We start from the raw sequence: 16,401 nt of genomic DNA on the forward strand, positions 1-16,401 counted from the left end.
TCCCGACTCGGTCCTGAACAAAAGCACGAAGGTACGGGAGCTGCGGCCCACAGCCGAGCTCCCGTACCTCCTTTTTCGAGCTCGCTGACGGCATGGTTGTGTTAAGGGGCACTGTGGACAAGCAAGATAAGCTCTTCGACTACCTCAAGAAGACCGCAGCCGAGCTCCAGGAGACGCGCCGGCGTCTGCACACGTTCGAGGCGGGCGCCCACGAGCCGCTGGCGATCGTCGGCATGGCGTGCCGGCTGCCGGGCGGCGCGGACACCCCGCAGCAGTTCTGGGACCTGCTCGCCGCCGGCGGTGACGGCATCGGCGAATTCCCGGACGACCGTGGATGGGACCTGGAGAACATCTACGACCCGGACCCGACGAAGTCCGGCTCGATCACCAAGTCCGGCGGATTCATGCGGGACGCGAGCGGCTTCGACTCGCAGTTCTTCCGGATCAGCCCGCGCGAGGCGATGGCGATGGATCCGCAGCAGCGGATCCTCATGGAGGTCTGCTGGGAGGCGCTGGAGCACTCCGGCATCGACGCCGAGAACCTGCGCGGCACCAAGACCGGTGTGTTCGTCGGCGGCTTCACGTCGAACTACGCGGTGAGCCTGGCGATGTCGGACGAGGGCCTCGGCGAGTACGAGGGCCACATGATGACCGGCAACCTGACCAGCGTCATGTCCGGCCGGGTGGCGTACGCGCTGGGCCTGGAAGGCACCGCGCTGACCGTCGACACCGCGTGCTCGTCGTCGCTGGTCGCGCTGCACCTCGCCTGCCAGGCCGTCCGGTCCGGTGAGTGCACGACCGCGCTGGCCGGCGGCATCACCGTCCTGGTCAACCCGGGCAACTTCTTCGAGTTCTCCCGCCAGCAGGGTCTGGCCGCCGACGGCCGCTGCCGCGCGTTCTCCGCGGACGCGAGCGGCACCGGCTGGTCCGAGGGCGCCGGCATGATCGTCATCGAGCGGCTGTCCGACGCCCGCCGCCAGGGACACCACGTGCTCGCCGTGATCCGCGGCTCCGCGGCCAACCAGGACGGGGCGTCCAACGGCCTGACCGCCCCGAACGGCCCGTCGCAGCAGCGCGTCATCCAGGCCGCGCTGGCCAATGCCCAGCTGTCCGCCGCGGACGTGGACGTGGTCGAGGCGCACGGCACGGCCACCACGCTCGGCGACCCGATCGAGGCGCAGGCGTTGCTGAACACGTACGGCCAGGAGCGGCCGGACGGGCGGCCGCTGTGGCTGGGTTCCGCGAAGTCGAACATCGGCCACACCCAGGCCGCGGCCGGCGTGGCCGGCGTCATGAAGATGGTCCTCGCCCTGCAGAACGGCCTGCTGCCGCAGACGCTGCACGTGACCGAGCCGACCCCGTTCGTGGACTGGGACGCGGGCGACGTCAAGCTCCTGACCGCAGCGGTGCCCTGGCCGGCCGGGGAGCGGGTGCGCCGCGCGGGCGTGTCCGCGTTCGGTGGCAGCGGCACCAACGTACACATGATCCTGGAAGAGGCGCCGGCCGCCGACGACGCCCAGCCGGACGAGGCCGCCGCCGAGCCGGTGGTGTCCGGGGCCCGCGCCTGGCTGGTGTCCGGCCGGTCCGCGGACGGCCTGTCGGCGCAGGCCGTGCAGTTGCACGAGTGGGCGGCCGGGCGGGCAGACCTCGACGCGGCCGAGGTGGCGTGGTCGCTGGCGACCACCCGGTCGGCGTTCGAGCACCGCGCCGTGGTGGTCGGCGGCGACCGTACCGAACTGCTGTCCGGCTTGGCCAACCTGGCCGGCGGGGTGGCCGACGGTGCCGTCGTCTCCGGAGTGGTGCGCGACGACGCGCGGCCGGTGTTCGTGTTCCCCGGCCAGGGATCGCAGTGGCTCGGCATGGGACGCGAGCTCGCCGAGACCAGCCCGGTGTTCCAGGCCCGGCTGGCCGAGTGCGAGCAGGCCCTGGCGCCGTACGTCGACTGGTCGCTGACCGCGGTGCTGTCCGGCGCGGACGCGGCGCCGGACTGGAACGACGCCGACGTGGTGCAGCCGCTGCTGTGGGCGGTCATGGTCTCGCTCGCCGCGGTCTGGGAGGCCGCCGGTGTCACGCCGCACGCCGTGGTGGGCCACTCGCAGGGTGAGATCGCGGCCGCGACCGTGGCCGGGATGCTGAGCATCGAGGACGCCGCCAAGGTGGTGGCGCTGCGGTCGCAGACGCTGCGCGCGATCCGCGGCGCCGGCGGCATGCTGTCCGTGGCCGAGCCGGTCGCGGCGCTCGAACAGCGCCTCGGCTGGTGGGGCGAGCGCATCTCGGTCGCCGCGGTGAACGGCCCGGCCGCGACCGTGCTCTCCGGCGAGCCGGAAGCCCTGGAGGAGCTGAATTCCGCGCTGGAGGCCGAGGGAATCCGGGCCCGGATGGTGGCCGTCGACTACGCCTCGCACGGGCCCCAGGTGCAGGCGCTGGAGCAGGAGATCCTGTCCGCCCTGGCCGGGGTGACGCCCCGCGCGGGCCGGGTGCCGATGGTGTCCGCGATGTCCGGCGAGACCCTGACCGGCACCGAGCTGGACGCCGCGTACTGGTACGCCAGCCTGCGCAACCCGGTGCACTTCGAGCGGGCCGTGCGGACCCTGGCCGGCCAGGGCCACCAGGTGTTCATCGAGGTGTCCCCGCACCCGGTCCTGATGGGCGCGATGAACGACACGTGCGCGGACGCGGCTGAGGCCGCCGGCCCCGGTGTCGTCGCCGCCGCGGTGTGCGGAACGCTGCGCCGCGACGACGGCGGGAGCAGCCGCGTGGTCACCTCGTTCGCCGAGGCGTTCGTGCAGGGCGCCCCGGTCGACTGGGCCGCGGTGCTGCCCGCCACGGCGTGGCTGGAGCTGCCGACGTACGCGTTCCGGCGCACCCGGTACTGGCCGGAGGGCCTGCTGCTGCTGGACGACCGGATCGGCGGCGGCCGCGGCGACGCGGTGTCGCTGGGCCTGGGCTCGGTGGGGCACCCGTTCCTCGGTGCGGCGGTCGAACTCGCCGGCGGGGCGGGACTGGTCTGCACGGGCCGGGTGTCGTTGCGTACCCAGCCGTGGCTGGCCGACCACGCGGTCGGCGGGGTGGTGCTGCTGCCCAGCACCGGCTTCGTGGAGCTGGCGGTCCGCGCCGGTGACCAGGCCGGCTGCGGAGTCCTCGAAGAACTGACGCTGCAAACGCCGATGGCGCTGCCCGCCGACGGCGGCGCGGTCCAGGTGCAGGTGGTCGTCGCCGGCCCGGACGCCGCGGGCCGCCGCGCCGTCGAGATCTACGGCCGGGCCGACGACGCGGCCGCACCGGACTGGGTGCGGCACGCGAGCGGGACGCTGTCCCCGGCGACCACCCCCGCCCCGGCCGACGACGACCTGCAGACGTGGCCGCCGCGCGACGCCCAGCCGGTGGACATCACCGACGTGTACGCGGTGCACCTCTCGGACGTGTACGGGCCCGCGTTCCAAGGCCTGCGGGCCGCCTGGCGCCGCGGCGCGGACATCTTCGCCGAGGTGGCGCTCCCCGAGGAACTGCTCCCGCAGGCCGGCTCGTACGACCTGCACCCGGCGCTGCTGGACGCGGCACTGCACGGCACCGTGCTGGAGGCTGTCGACGCGGCCGCATCCGGCGAGCCGGGGCAGCTGCGCATGCCGTTCGCCTGGACCGACGTGGAACTGCACGCCACCGGCGCCTCGGTGCTGCGGGTCCGGCTGCGCCGCACCGCACAGGGCGGACTGTCGCTGACCGCGGCGGACACGACCGGCGCCGTGGTGGTGTCGGTCGGTTCGCTGGTGCACCGCCCCGTGTCGGTGGACCAGCTGCGCACCGCCGACAACGCACTCGCCGAATCGTTGTTCGTCCAGCAGTGGGTGCCCGTCGCCGGGTCCGCGGTCACGGACCGGGAGTGGGCACTGTTCGGCCCCGACCACCTCGGCCTGGCCGACGGCCTGACGGCCGCGGGCGTGGCAGTACGGGCCTACGACGACCTCGCGGCGCTCGCCGCGGCGGCGGAGCACGGCGACATCGACCCCGCCCTGGTCCTGACGGTCGTCGGCGACCCCGGCGACGACGCCGCCCTGCCGGACCGGGTACGCCGCGGCGCGACGTCCGCGCTGGCACTGGCCCACGCGTGGCTCGACGAGCAGCGCCTCGACACCGCCCGCCTGGTGATCGTCACCCGTGGCGCGGTCGCCGCCGTGGACGGCGACGAGATCACCGACCTCATCGCGGCAACCGCACGTGGTCTGCTGCGCTCCGCGCAGGCGGAGTACCCGGACCGGCTGATCCTGGCCGACCTGCCGGCCACCGAGCCGGGCGCGCAGGCCGAGGTGCTGCCGTCCGTCGTGGACAGCGGCGAGCCGGAACTGGTCGTCCGGGACCGGACCGCGTACGGCCGCCGCCTGACCCGCCCCGCCGGCGAACTGGCGCCGGCCGAGTGGCCGTCCGACACCGCCGCCGGCCGCGCGTTGCTGGTGACCGGCGGCACGGGCACCCTGGGCGGCCTGGTCGCCCGGCATTTCGTGGCCACCGGCCGGGCCGCCGGCGTGGTCCTGCTCAGCCGCTCCGGCCCGGCCGCGGCGGGCTGCGCCACGCTGGCCGCCGAGGTGGCCCGGCTCGGGGGCTGGGTGCGCGTGGTCGCCTGCGACTCGGCCGACCGCGACGCGCTGGCCGCCGTCCTCGCCACCATCCCGGACGACTGCCCGCTCGGCTCGGTCGTGCACTCCGCGGGCGTCGTCGACGACGGCGTGATCGCGCTGCTGACCCCGGACCGGCTGGACACCGTCCTGCGGCCCAAGGTCGACGCGGCCTGGCACCTGCACGAACTCACCGCCGGGATGGACCTGGACCACTTCGTCACGTTCTCGTCGGCGGCGGCCACGTTCGGCGCGCCCGGCCAGGGCAGCTACGTGGCGGCCAACTCGTTCCTGGACGCGCTGGCCGCGTACCGGCGCACGGCCGGCCTGGCCGGCATGTCGCTGCAGCTCGGCCCGTGGGCGCACGACGCCGGGATCGGACGCAACCTGGACGAGCGGGCACTGGCCCGCATCGACCAGAGCTTCGTGCCGCTGGGCGCCGACGAGGGCCTGGTCGTCATGGACGTGGCCCTGGCACGCGACGAGGCCGTGCTGATGCCGGCCCGGATGGACCTCGCCGCGCTGCGGGCACAGGCCGCGCGGGCCAGCCGGGCCACCGACATCCCGACGCTGTGGCGGTCGCTGGCCGGTCCGGCCACCACCCGGCGTACGGCGGCCTCGGCGGCAGCGGACGCCCCCGGCAGCCCCGGCGAGGGCCTGCGGCGGCAGCTCGCGTCCGTGGCCGGCCCGGACCGCGACCGGCTGCTGCTGGACCTGGTGTGCGCGCAGGTCGCGGCGGTCCTCGGGTACGGCAACGGCACCGTGGTCGAGGCCGGCCGGGCGTTCACCGACCTGGGTTTCGACTCGCTGACCGCGGTGGACATGCGCAACCGGCTCAGCGCAGAGACCGGGCTGCGGCTGCCGGCCACGCTGGTGTTCGACTACCCGAACCCGGTCGCCCTGGTCACGATGCTGCGCGAGGAACTGACCGGCGACCTGCCCGCCGTGGCCGCCACTCCCGCCGCCCCGGTACCGGCCGCGGCCGACGAGCCGATCGCGGTCGTCGGCATGGCCTGCCGGTTCCCCGGCGGCGCGGTCGGACCGGACGAACTGTGGCAGGTGCTGGAAACCGGCACCGACGTGATCGGCCCGCTGCCGCTGGACCGCGGCTGGGACCTCGACGCCCTGTACGACCCGGACGGCGAGCGCAGCGGCACCATGTACACCCAGGCCGGCGGTTTCGTCCGCGACGCGAGCGGCTTCGACGCCCCGTTCTTCGGGATCAGCCCCCGCGAGGCCCTGGCCATGGACCCGCAGCAGCGGCTGCTGCTGGAGACCTCGTGGGAGGCCCTGGAACGGGCCGGCATCGACCCGGCCACGCTGCGCGGCAGCCGGACCGGCGCGTTCGTCGGCGGCTCCGCCTCCGGGTACGGCATCGACGCCGCACTAGAAGAGGCCGGGGTCGCCGAGACCCACCTGATGACCGGCACCGCCGCCAGCGTCATGTCCGGCCGGCTGTCGTACGCCCTCGGCCTCGAAGGCCCGGCCGTCACCGTGGACACCGCCTGCTCCTCCGGCCTGGTCGCACTGCACATGGCCAGCCAGGCCATCCGGGCCGGCGAATGCTCCCTGGCCCTGGTCGGTGGCGTCGCCGTCGCCGTCAGCCCCGCGGTGTTCGTCGCGTTCTCCCAGGCCAAGGGCGTGTCGGTGGACGGCCGCTGCAAGTCGTTCGCGGCGGACGCCGACGGTTCGGGCTTCTCCGAGGGCGTCGGCATGATCGTGCTCGAACGGCTGTCCGACGCCCAGCGCAACGGGCACAAGGTCCTCGCGGTCGTCCGCGGCTCCGCGGTCAACCAGGACGGTGCCTCCAACGGCCTGACCGCACCCAACGGCCCGTCGCAGCAGCGGGTCATCCGCGCCGCCCTGGCCAACGCCGGCGTCACCGCGGACGACATCGACGTGGTCGAGGCGCACGGCTCGGCGACCACGCTCGGCGACCCGATCGAGGCGCAGGCGCTGATCGCGACGTACGGGCAGGACCGCCCCGAGGACCGTCCCCTGTGGCTGGGTTCGGTCAAGTCCAACATCGGGCACACCCAGACCGCCGCCGGCTCGGCCGGGATCATCAAGATGGTGCTGGCGCTGCAGAACCAGCGGATGCCGCGAACCCTGCACGCCGAGGAGCCGACCCCGCACGTCGACTGGTCGGCCGGGACCGTCCGGCTGCTGCACGAGCCGGTGCAGTGGCCTGCCGGCGGCGGGCGGATCCGCCGCGCCGGCGTCTCCGCGTTCGGCATGAGCGGCACCAACGTGCACGTCATCCTCGAAGAGGCGCCGGCCGCCGAGCAGCCGCCCGCGGCCGACGACCGGGCCCCGCTGGTCACCGGAGCCACCGCGTGGACGGTCTCCTCCCGTACCGCCGACGGGCTCACCGCGCAGGCGGACCGGCTCCGGGACTGGGTGACCGCGCGTCCCCAGCTCGACCCGGCCGAGGTGGCGTGGTCGCTGGCGTCGACCCGGTCGGCGTTCGAGCACCGCGCGGTCGTGGTGGGCGGCGACCGCGAGGAGTTGACCGCCGGGCTGCTCAGTGTGGCCGAGCGGGCGCGTTCCCGGTCGGTGGTCACCGGCGTGACCCGGGCGAACGGGCGGACCGCGTTCATCTTCGCGGGCCAGGGGACCCAGTGGATCGGCATGGGCCGGGACATGCAGGCCGCCAGCCCGGTGTTCGCCGCCCGCCTCGCCGAGTGCGAGCGGGCGCTCACGCCGTACGTGGAATGGTCCCTGTCCGATGTGCTGTCCGGCGCCGACGGCGCGCCGGAACTGGCCGCGGCCGACGTCGTGCAGCCGGTCCTGTGGGCCGTCATGGTGTCGCTGGCCGCGGTCTGGCAGGCCGCCGGCATCCGCCCGGACGCCGTGCTCGGCCACTCCCAGGGGGAGATCGCGGCCGCGACGGTCGCCGGCATGCTGTCGCTCGACGACGCCGCCCGCGTCGTCGCGGTACGGTCCCGGGCGCTGACCGGGCTGTCCGTGCAGGGCTCGATGGTGTCCGTCGTGATGCCGGCGGAGCCGGTACGCGAACTCGCCGAGCGGTGGGGCGACCGGCTGTCGCTGGCCGCCGTGAACAGCCCGGCCGCGTCGGTGGTCTCCGGGCATCCGGACGCGCTCGCCGAGTTCGAACGTGAGCTGGCCGCGCGCCACGTGATGCGGTGGCGGATCCCGGCGACCGACTTCGTGGCGCACTCCCCGGCGGTGGAGCCGCTGGCCGGGCTGCTGCACGATGAACTCGCCACGATCACCCCCCGCGCCGGGCAGGTGCCGATGGTCTCCACGGTCACCGGCGAATGGGTGTCCGGCGAGGAACTGGACGCCGCCTACTGGTACGCGAACCTGCGCCGGATGGTCCGCTTCGAACAGGCCGTGCGAGTGCTGCTCGGCAGCGGCTACGGCGCGTTCGTCGAGGTCTCCCCGCACCCGGTGCTGACCGCCGCGACGACCGAGACCGCCGAGGACGCCGGATCCGCCGACACGCTGGTCGTGGGCACCCTCGAACGCGACAACGGCGGCGCGGCCCGCATGCTCACCTCACTGGCCCAGGCCCACGTGGGCGGGCTGCCGGTCGACTGGACCGCCGTCCTGCCCGCCGCGGGCCGCGCCGACCTGCCCACGTACGCGTTCCAGCACCAGCGGTACTGGCTGGAGCCGGCGTCCGCGGCCACACCCGGCGCCGGTACGGGCACGCCCGCCGAGGACGCGTTCTGGGCCGCCGTCGAGGGCAACGACCTGGCCCGCCTCGCCGACACCCTGGCGATCCCGAACCCGACCCAGCTCAGCGACGTGGTGCCCGCGCTGGCGTCCTGGCGCCGCCGCGAGCAGCAACGGTCGGCGACCGCGAACTGGCGCTACCGGATCGCGTGGGCGCCCGTGACCGAATCCGGCCCCGCCCGGCTCACCGGGCAGTGGCTCGTCGTGACCCCGGCCGGGACGAACCCGGAACTGAGCCGCGACTGCGTGACCGCCCTCGCTGCCCGCGGCGCCCAGCCCGTGGTCGTCGACGTGCCCGCGGACATCACCGACCGGGACGCCATGGCCGGACTGCTCGCCGACACGCTGCGCCGCACCGGCACCGACCCGGCCGCGCCGCTCGGCGCGGTGTCGCTGCTGGCCCTGGACGAGACCCCGCTGCCCGCCCACCCGGCGGTGCCCCGCGGACTCGCCGCCACCCTCGCACTCACCCAGGCCCTCGGCGACACCGGGGTCCTCGCCCCGCTCTGGCTGCTCACCCGCGGCGCCGTCACCTCCGGGCCCGGCGAGCTACTCACCAGCCCGCTGCAGGCGCAGACCTGGGGCTTCGGCCGGGTCGTCGCACTGGAGTACCCGGACCGCTGGGGCGGCATGATCGACCTGCCGGCCGTACTCGACGACCGGGCCGGCGCGCGGCTCGCGACCGTCCTGGCCGGATGCGACGAGAACCAGGTCATGATCCGGCCCGCCGGGATCATGGGCCGCCGGATGACCCGCGCCCCGCAGCCGGCGACCAGCGGCCGGTGGAGTCCCGAGCACGGCAGCACACTGATCACCGGCGGCAACGGCGCCCTCGCCGGGCACGTGGCCCGCTGGCTGGCCGGCAGCGGCGCGGACCGGCTGGTGCTGACCAGCCGTTCCGGACCGTCCGGCCGCGACGTCGCGGCGCACGCCGCCGGGCTGGCCGCGCACGGCAGCCGGGTCGACGTACTGACGTGCGACGTCAGCGACCGGGCCGAGCTCGCCGCACTGATCGACCGGACTCGCCGGGACGGCACGCCACTGTCCGCAGTGGTGCACACGGCCGGCGTACTGGACGACGGTGTGATCGACCGGCTGAGCGCCGAGCGCCTCGACACCGTACTGGCGGCCAAGGCCGCGAGCGCGGCGTACCTGGACGAGCTGACCGCCGAACTGGACCTGGACGCGTTCGTGCTGTTCTCGTCCGTGGTCGCCACCACCGGCGGGCCCGGCCAGGCCAACTACGCCGCCGCGAACGCGTACCTGGACGCGGTCGCCGAGCACCGGCGCGGCCGCGGCCTGCCGGCCCTCGCCGTGGCGTGGGGCCCGTGGTCCGGCGGCGGTGTCGCCCAGGGCAGCGAGGCCGCCCGGCAGCGGCTGGCCCGCAACCAGTGGGAGGGTCTGATGGACCCGGACCTGGCGGTTCGGGCCCTGGGCGAGGCGCTCGACGGCGCCGACACGATGCTGACCGTCACCAACATCGACTGGCCGCTGATCCTGCAGGACCCGCAGAGCGCGTCCGGTCTGCTGCAGGTGCCCGTGATGCGGGACCTCCCGGAGATCCACCAGCTCGCCGCGGCCCTGAAGAACGGCGCGGCCACTGCAGAGCCGCAGAAGGACCTGGCCCGCCGGATCGCCGGGGAAACCCCGGCAGCGCAGCGCCGGATCCTGACCGACCTGATCCGGGCCGCCGCCGCGAACGTCCTCGGCTTCGCGTCCCCGGACGAGGTCGACGCCGGCCGCGCGTTCAGCGACTTCGGGTTCGACTCGCTGACCTCGGTCGAGCTGCGCAACGACTTGATGAAGTCCACCGAGCTGCGGCTGCCGGCCACCCTGCTGTTCGACTACCCGAACCCGACGGTGCTGGCCGAGTACCTGCAGACCGAACTGCTCGGCGCGGTCACGGACGCCGCCCCGGCAACGGTCGGGCCGGCCCTGGCGGCGGGCGGTGACGACATCGCCATCGTCGGCCTGAGCTGTCGCTACCCCGGCGGCGTGGCCGACCCGGACAGCATGTGGGCGCTGCTCACCTCCGGCGGCGACGCCATCAGTGGCTTCCCGGACGACCGCGGCTGGGACCTGGATGCGCTCGCCTCCGGATCCGGGTACGCGTCGTACGTCCAGGCCGGCGGCTTCATCCAGGGCATGAGCGAGTTCGACGCCGGATTCTTCGGCATCAGCCCCCGCGAAGCCCTCGCCATGGACCCGCAGCAGCGCCTGCTGCTGGAGGTCTCCTGGGAGGCGCTGGAACGGGCCGGCATCGACCCGCAGACGCTGCGCGGCAGCGCCACCGGCGTGTTCGCCGGCGGCTACGCCTCCGGGTACGGCATCGGCGCCGACCTCGACGGCGCCGCGCACCTGATCACCGGCAACGCCACCAGCGTGCTGTCGGGCCGGGTCTCGTACGCCCTGGGCCTGGAGGGCCCGGCGGTCACGGTCGACACCGCCTGCTCGTCGTCGCTGGTCGCCCTGCACCTGGCCGCGCAGGCGCTGCGTTCCGGCGAGTGCGCGATGGCCCTGGCCGGCGGCATCACGGTGCTGGTCACCCCGGACGGCTTCGTCGGGTTCAGCGAGCAGAGCGGACTGGCCCGCGACGGCCGCTGCAAGGCGTTCTCGGCCCAGGCGGACGGCATGGGCTTCGCCGAGGGCGCCGGCATGATCGTCCTGGAACGGCTCTCCGACGCCCGCCGCAACGGCCACACCGTCCTCGCGGTGCTGCGTGGCTCGGCGATCAACCAGGACGGCGCATCCAACGGGCTGACCGCCCCGAACGGGCCGTCGCAGCAGCGGGTCATCCGGGCGGCGCTGGCCAACGCGGGCCTTACCGCGTCCGATGTGGACGTGGTGGAGGCGCACGGCACCGGCACCAAGCTGGGCGACCCGATCGAGGCGCAGGCGCTGCTCGCCACGTACGGCCAGCAGCGCCCGCAGGACCGGCCGCTGCTGCTCGGCTCGGTGAAGTCGAACATCGGCCACACCCAGGCCGCGGCCGGCGTGGCCGGGGTCATCAAGATGGTCCTCGCGCTGCAGCACCAGCACCTGCCGCGGACGCTGCACGCGGACGAGCCGTCGCCGCACGTGGACTGGTCCGCGGGCGAGGTCCGGCTGCTGAACGAGCCGGTGCCGTGGACCGCCGGCGACCGCCCCCGGCGTGCGGGTGTGTCGTCGTTCGGCCTGAGCGGCACCAACGCGCACGTGATCCTGGAAGAGGCTCCCGCGGCGCCGGAGGCACCGGCCCCCGAGGAGCGGACCCCGCTGGTCACCGCCGCGGGCGCCTGGGTGGTCTCGGGCCGGTCCGCCGACGGGCTCACCGGTCAGGCGGCCCGGTTGCGCGACTGGATGACGTTGCGGCCGGGGCTGGACCCCGCCGGTGTGGCGTGGTCGCTGGCGACGACCCGGTCCGCCTTCGAGCACCGCGCGGTGATCGTCGGCGACGGTGCGGACCAGCCGGTCGCCGGGCTGGACAGCGTGGCCACCGGGCTGCCGTCCGGATCGGTGATTTCGGGTACGGCACGACCGGGCGTGCGGTCGGTGTTCGTGTTCCCGGGTCAGGGTTCGCAGTGGGTCGGCATGGGTTGCGAACTGGCGTCGGACTCGCCGGTGTTCGCCGCGCGCCTGGCCGAGTGTGAGCAGGCTCTGGCGCCGTATGTCGAGTGGTCGTTGGCCGACATGTTGTCGCGTGAGGATCAGTGGACCGACGCGGATGTGGTGCAGCCGTTGCTGTGGGCGGTGATGGTGTCCCTGGCTGCGGTGTGGGAGGCCGCGGGGGTTGCCCCGGATGCGGTGGTGGGTCATTCGCAGGGTGAGATCGCCGCGGCGACGGTGGCGGGGATGCTCAGTCTGGACGACGCGGCGCGGGTGGTGGCGTTGCGGTCGCAGACACTGCGGGCGCTCTCGGGTGCGGGCGGCATGATGTCGGTCGCGGCGTCTGCTGAGTCGGTCGAGCCGCTTCTGGACGCGCGGGTGTCGCTGGCGGCCGTCAACGGCCCGGCGTCGGTGGTGGTGTCCGGCGAGCCCGAAGCGTTGGAGGAGCTGCAAGCTCAGTTCGAGGCTGACGGCGTCCGTGCCCGGATGGTCGCGGTGGACTACGCGTCCCACGGGCCTCAGGTGGACGTCCTGGAGCAGAAGATCCTGTCAGTCCTTGAGGGGATCAGTCCGCGTGCAGGCCGGGTACCGATGGTGTCGGCAATGTCCGGCGAGACCCTGACCGGCACCGAGCTGGACGCGGCGTACTGGTTTGCGAGCCTGCGTAACCCGGTGCAGTTCGAGCGGGCCGTGCGGACCCTGGCGGGTCTCGGCCACCAGGTGTTCGTCGAGGTCACGCCGCATCCGGTGTTGCTGGGTGCGATCGGTGACACGGTGCAGGACGCGGTCGTGACCGGGACGTTGCGCCGCGACGACGGCGGCGCGACCCGGTTGCTGACATCCCTCGCCGAGGCGTTCGTCGCGGGTGCGGCGGTCGACTGGACGCGGGTGCTTCCGGCCGCGGCCACGGTGGAACTGCCGACGTACGCGTTCCAGCACGTGCGGTACTGGCCGAAACCGCTGACCCAGACCGCAGGGGACCCGGCCTCCCTCGGCCTGGGCGCGGTGGACCACCCGCTGCTCGGCGCCGCGGTGGAACTCGCCGGCGGCGCGGGCGTGGTGTGCACCGGGCGGCTGTCGGTGCGTACCCAGCCGTGGCTGGCCGACCACGCGGTCGGCGGGGTGGTGCTGCTGCCCGGCACCGGATTCGTCGAACTGGCCGTCCGGGCCGGCGACCAGGTCGGCTGCGGCCAGCTGGAGGAGCTGACCCTGCAGGCCCCGCTGGTCATCCCGGCCGACGGCGGCGGAGTCCACATCCAGGTGGTGGTGACCGCGGACGACGGCACCGGCCGGCGCGGGTTCGAGATCTTCTCCCGCCCCGACGAGCCCGGCACGCAACAGCCGTGGGTGCGGCACGCCGGCGGCCAGGTCGCCCCGGCCGTCGACGCCGGCCTCCCGGCGGACGACCTCACCGTCTGGCCGCCGCGCGACGCCACCCCGGTCGACATCACCGGCCTGTACGACTCGCTGGGCGCCTCCTACCAGTACGGGCCGGCGTTCCAGGCCCTGCGCACGGTGTGGCGCCGCGGCGCGGACATCTTCGCCGAGGTGGCACTGCCCGACGACGTGGCGCGCGACGCCGCGGCGTTCGGCCTGCACCCGGCGCTGCTCGACGGGGTGCTGCACGCCGGCTTCCTGGCCGGCGAGCCGGCCGACGCCGCGCGGCCCGGTCAGGTGCGGCTGCCGTTCGCGTGGACCGGGGTGCGGCTGCACGCCGGTGGCGCGTCGGTGCTGCGGGCGCGGCTGCGCCGCGACGGCAACGGTGACCTGATGTTCACCGCAGCGGACGCCGCGGGTGCCCCGGTCGTGTCAGTCGACTCGCTGGTGACCCGGCCGATGGCGATCGACCAGCTCCGCGACACCGACCCCGGGGTACACGACGCCCTGTTCGCGGTGGACTGGATCCCGGTCGGCACGATCGGCAGCGGCGCGCTCGACGGCTGGGCGTTGCTCGGGGCGGACCGGTTCGGTGTCGGCATCACCCGGACGTTCGATCACGCCGACGACGACCTGCCGCGTGCGGTGGTGACGTGCCTTGGCGGCGACGGTGACGTGGCGCCCAGCGCCCGGCGAGTGACCACCGAGGCTCTGGAGCTGGTGCAGCGTTGGGTCGCCGACGACCGGCTCGAAACGGTGCCGTTGGTGGTGTTGACGCGCGGTGCGGTGTCGGCGGTGCCCGGTGAGGGTGTGCGGGATCTGGCCGCTGCGGCGGCGTGGGGTTTGTTGCGGTCGGCGCAGTCGGAGAACCCGGGCCGGCTGATCCTGGTCGACCTCGACGGTGACCCGGGCGTACTGGCGTCGGTGGTCGACGCCGGCGAGGCGGAACTGGCCGTACGCGGCGCCACGGTGCTGGCTCGCCGGCTGACCCGCCCGTCGGGAGAGCTGGCACTGCCCGCCGGGGCGTGGCGGCTGGAGCCGGACACCGGCGGCTCCCTGGAGGACCTGGTCGTCGCGGCCGCGCCGGACGCCGGCCAGCCGCTGGAACCGGGCCTGGTGAGGGTCGCGGTTCGCGCGGCCGGGCTGAATTTCCGGGACGTGCTGATCGGTCTGGGCATGTACCCGGGTGGCGGCGTGCTGGGCAGCGAGATCGCCGGTGTGGTCATCGAGGTCGGTCCGGGCGTCGTCGGTCTGGCGGTCGGCGACCGGGTGATGGGCATCGCGGCGGGTGGTTTCGGCCCGCTGGTGGTCACGGATTCGCGTCAGGTCGTGCGGATTCCGCAGGGGTGGTCGTACACGCGGGCGGCGTCGGCGCCGGTGGCGTTCCTGACCGCGTGGTATGCCCTGGTCGTCCTGGCGGAAGCCCGGGCGGGTCAGAAGGTGCTGATTCACGCTGCCGCGGGTGGAGTCGGGTCGGCGGCGGTGCAGATCGCCCGTCATCTGGGGTTGGAGGTGTTCGCGACCGCGAGCCCGGCGAAGTGGCCGGTGCTGCGGGCGGCGGGTCTCGATGATGACCACATTGCCTCGTCGCGGGATGCCGGGTTCGCGGAGAAGTTCGCGGGTGTGGACGTGGTGGTCAATTCGCTGGCCGGTGAGCTGACCGATGCGTCGTTGCGGTTGGTCGCCGACGGCGGCGCGTTCATCGAAATGGGCAAGACGGATCTGCGCGACCCGGCGACGCTGACCGGCGTCCGGTACCGGCCGTTCGAACTGAGCGAGGCCGGCCCGCAGCGAATCGGCGAGATGCTGCACCGGATCGTCGAACTGGTGGACGCGGGCGAGCTGGCGCTGCTGCCGACCCGGGCGTGGGACGTGCGTCGCGCCCGGGAGGCCATGCGGTTCATGTCGCAGGCCCGGCACACCGGCAAGCTGGTCCTGACCATCCCGCCGATCGCACCCGCCACGGCGGAGCGGCGGGTGCTGGTCACCGGCGGCACCGGAACGCTCGGCGGCCTGGTCGCCCGGCACCTGGCCGAGTCCGGCCGTGCCGACAGCCTGCTGCTGACCAGCCGCTCCGGCCCGGACGCCACGGACGCGGCCGGGCTGGCGGCACGGCTGGCCGACGGCGGCGCCACGGTACGGGTGGTCGCGGTCGACGCCGCCGACCGGGACGGACTGGACGCGGTCCTGCGTACGGAAAAGGACCTGACCGCGGTGGTGCACACCGCCGGTGTCCTGGACGACGGCGTGATCGGCTCGCTGACCGGTGAGCGCGTCGAACGGGTCATGCGGCCCAAGGTGGACGGCGCGTGGAACCTGCACGAGCTGACCCAGCGGTACGACCTGGACGAGTTCGTACTGTTCTCCTCGGCCGCCTCGGTGATGGGCGCGCCGGGCCAGGGCAACTACGTCGCCGCCAACGCGTTCCTGGACGCCCTCGCCGCCGAACGCCGCGCCTCCGGGCTCCCGGCCACCTCCCTCGCATGGGGCATGTGGGCGCAGCTCAGCGCGCTGACCGGCCGCCTCACCGACGAGGAACGTGCCCGGATCAGCCGCGGCGGCATCGGCGCGCTGACCGCCGAGCAGGGCCTGGCGCTGCTCGACGCGGCGCTGACCCGGGACGAGGCGCTGCTGGTGCCGGCCCGGTTCGACCTGCCGAAACTGCGGGCCCAGGCGGCCGGGGCGGCGGACATCGGCCAGGTTCCGGCGCTGTGGCGGGCACTCGTGCAGCCCGGCGCGGCCCGGCGTACCGCCACCTCGGCGGTGGCGGGGGCGGACGGCCTGCGCGAGCAGTTGTCGGCCCTGTCGGCCGCCGACCGGCTCAAGACGCTGTCCGACCTGGTCCGTACGCAGGTGGCGGCGGTGCTCGGGCACGCCGGACCGGCGACGATCGAGGCCGGGCGGGCGTTCACCGACCTGGGTTTCGACTCGCTGACCGCGGTCGAACTGCGCAACCGGCTCAACACCGCCACCGGCCTGCGGCTGCCCGCGACGCTGGTCTTCGACTACCCCAACCCGACCGAACTCGCCGAGTTCCTGCAGGACAAGCTCCTGCCCGAACTGGGCGAGGCGGCCGACCCGGCCGAGACCGAACTGCGGACGGCGCTGGCCACGCTGCCCATGTCGC

At 74.5% G+C, this 16,401-nt stretch carries 1 pseudogene; it reads left to right on the plus strand.

Going from position 1 to position 16,401, the window contains the following annotated elements:
* Positions 1-122: 122 nt before the first annotated feature.
* Positions 123-16,325 (plus strand): annotated as a pseudogene (locus ACMCNK_RS01880) (type I polyketide synthase); the annotation flags it as partial.
* Positions 16,326-16,401 lie beyond the last annotated feature (76 nt).

The organism is Krasilnikovia sp. MM14-A1259 (assembly GCF_047159535.1).
GTDB lineage: Bacteria > Actinomycetota > Actinomycetes > Mycobacteriales > Micromonosporaceae > Actinoplanes.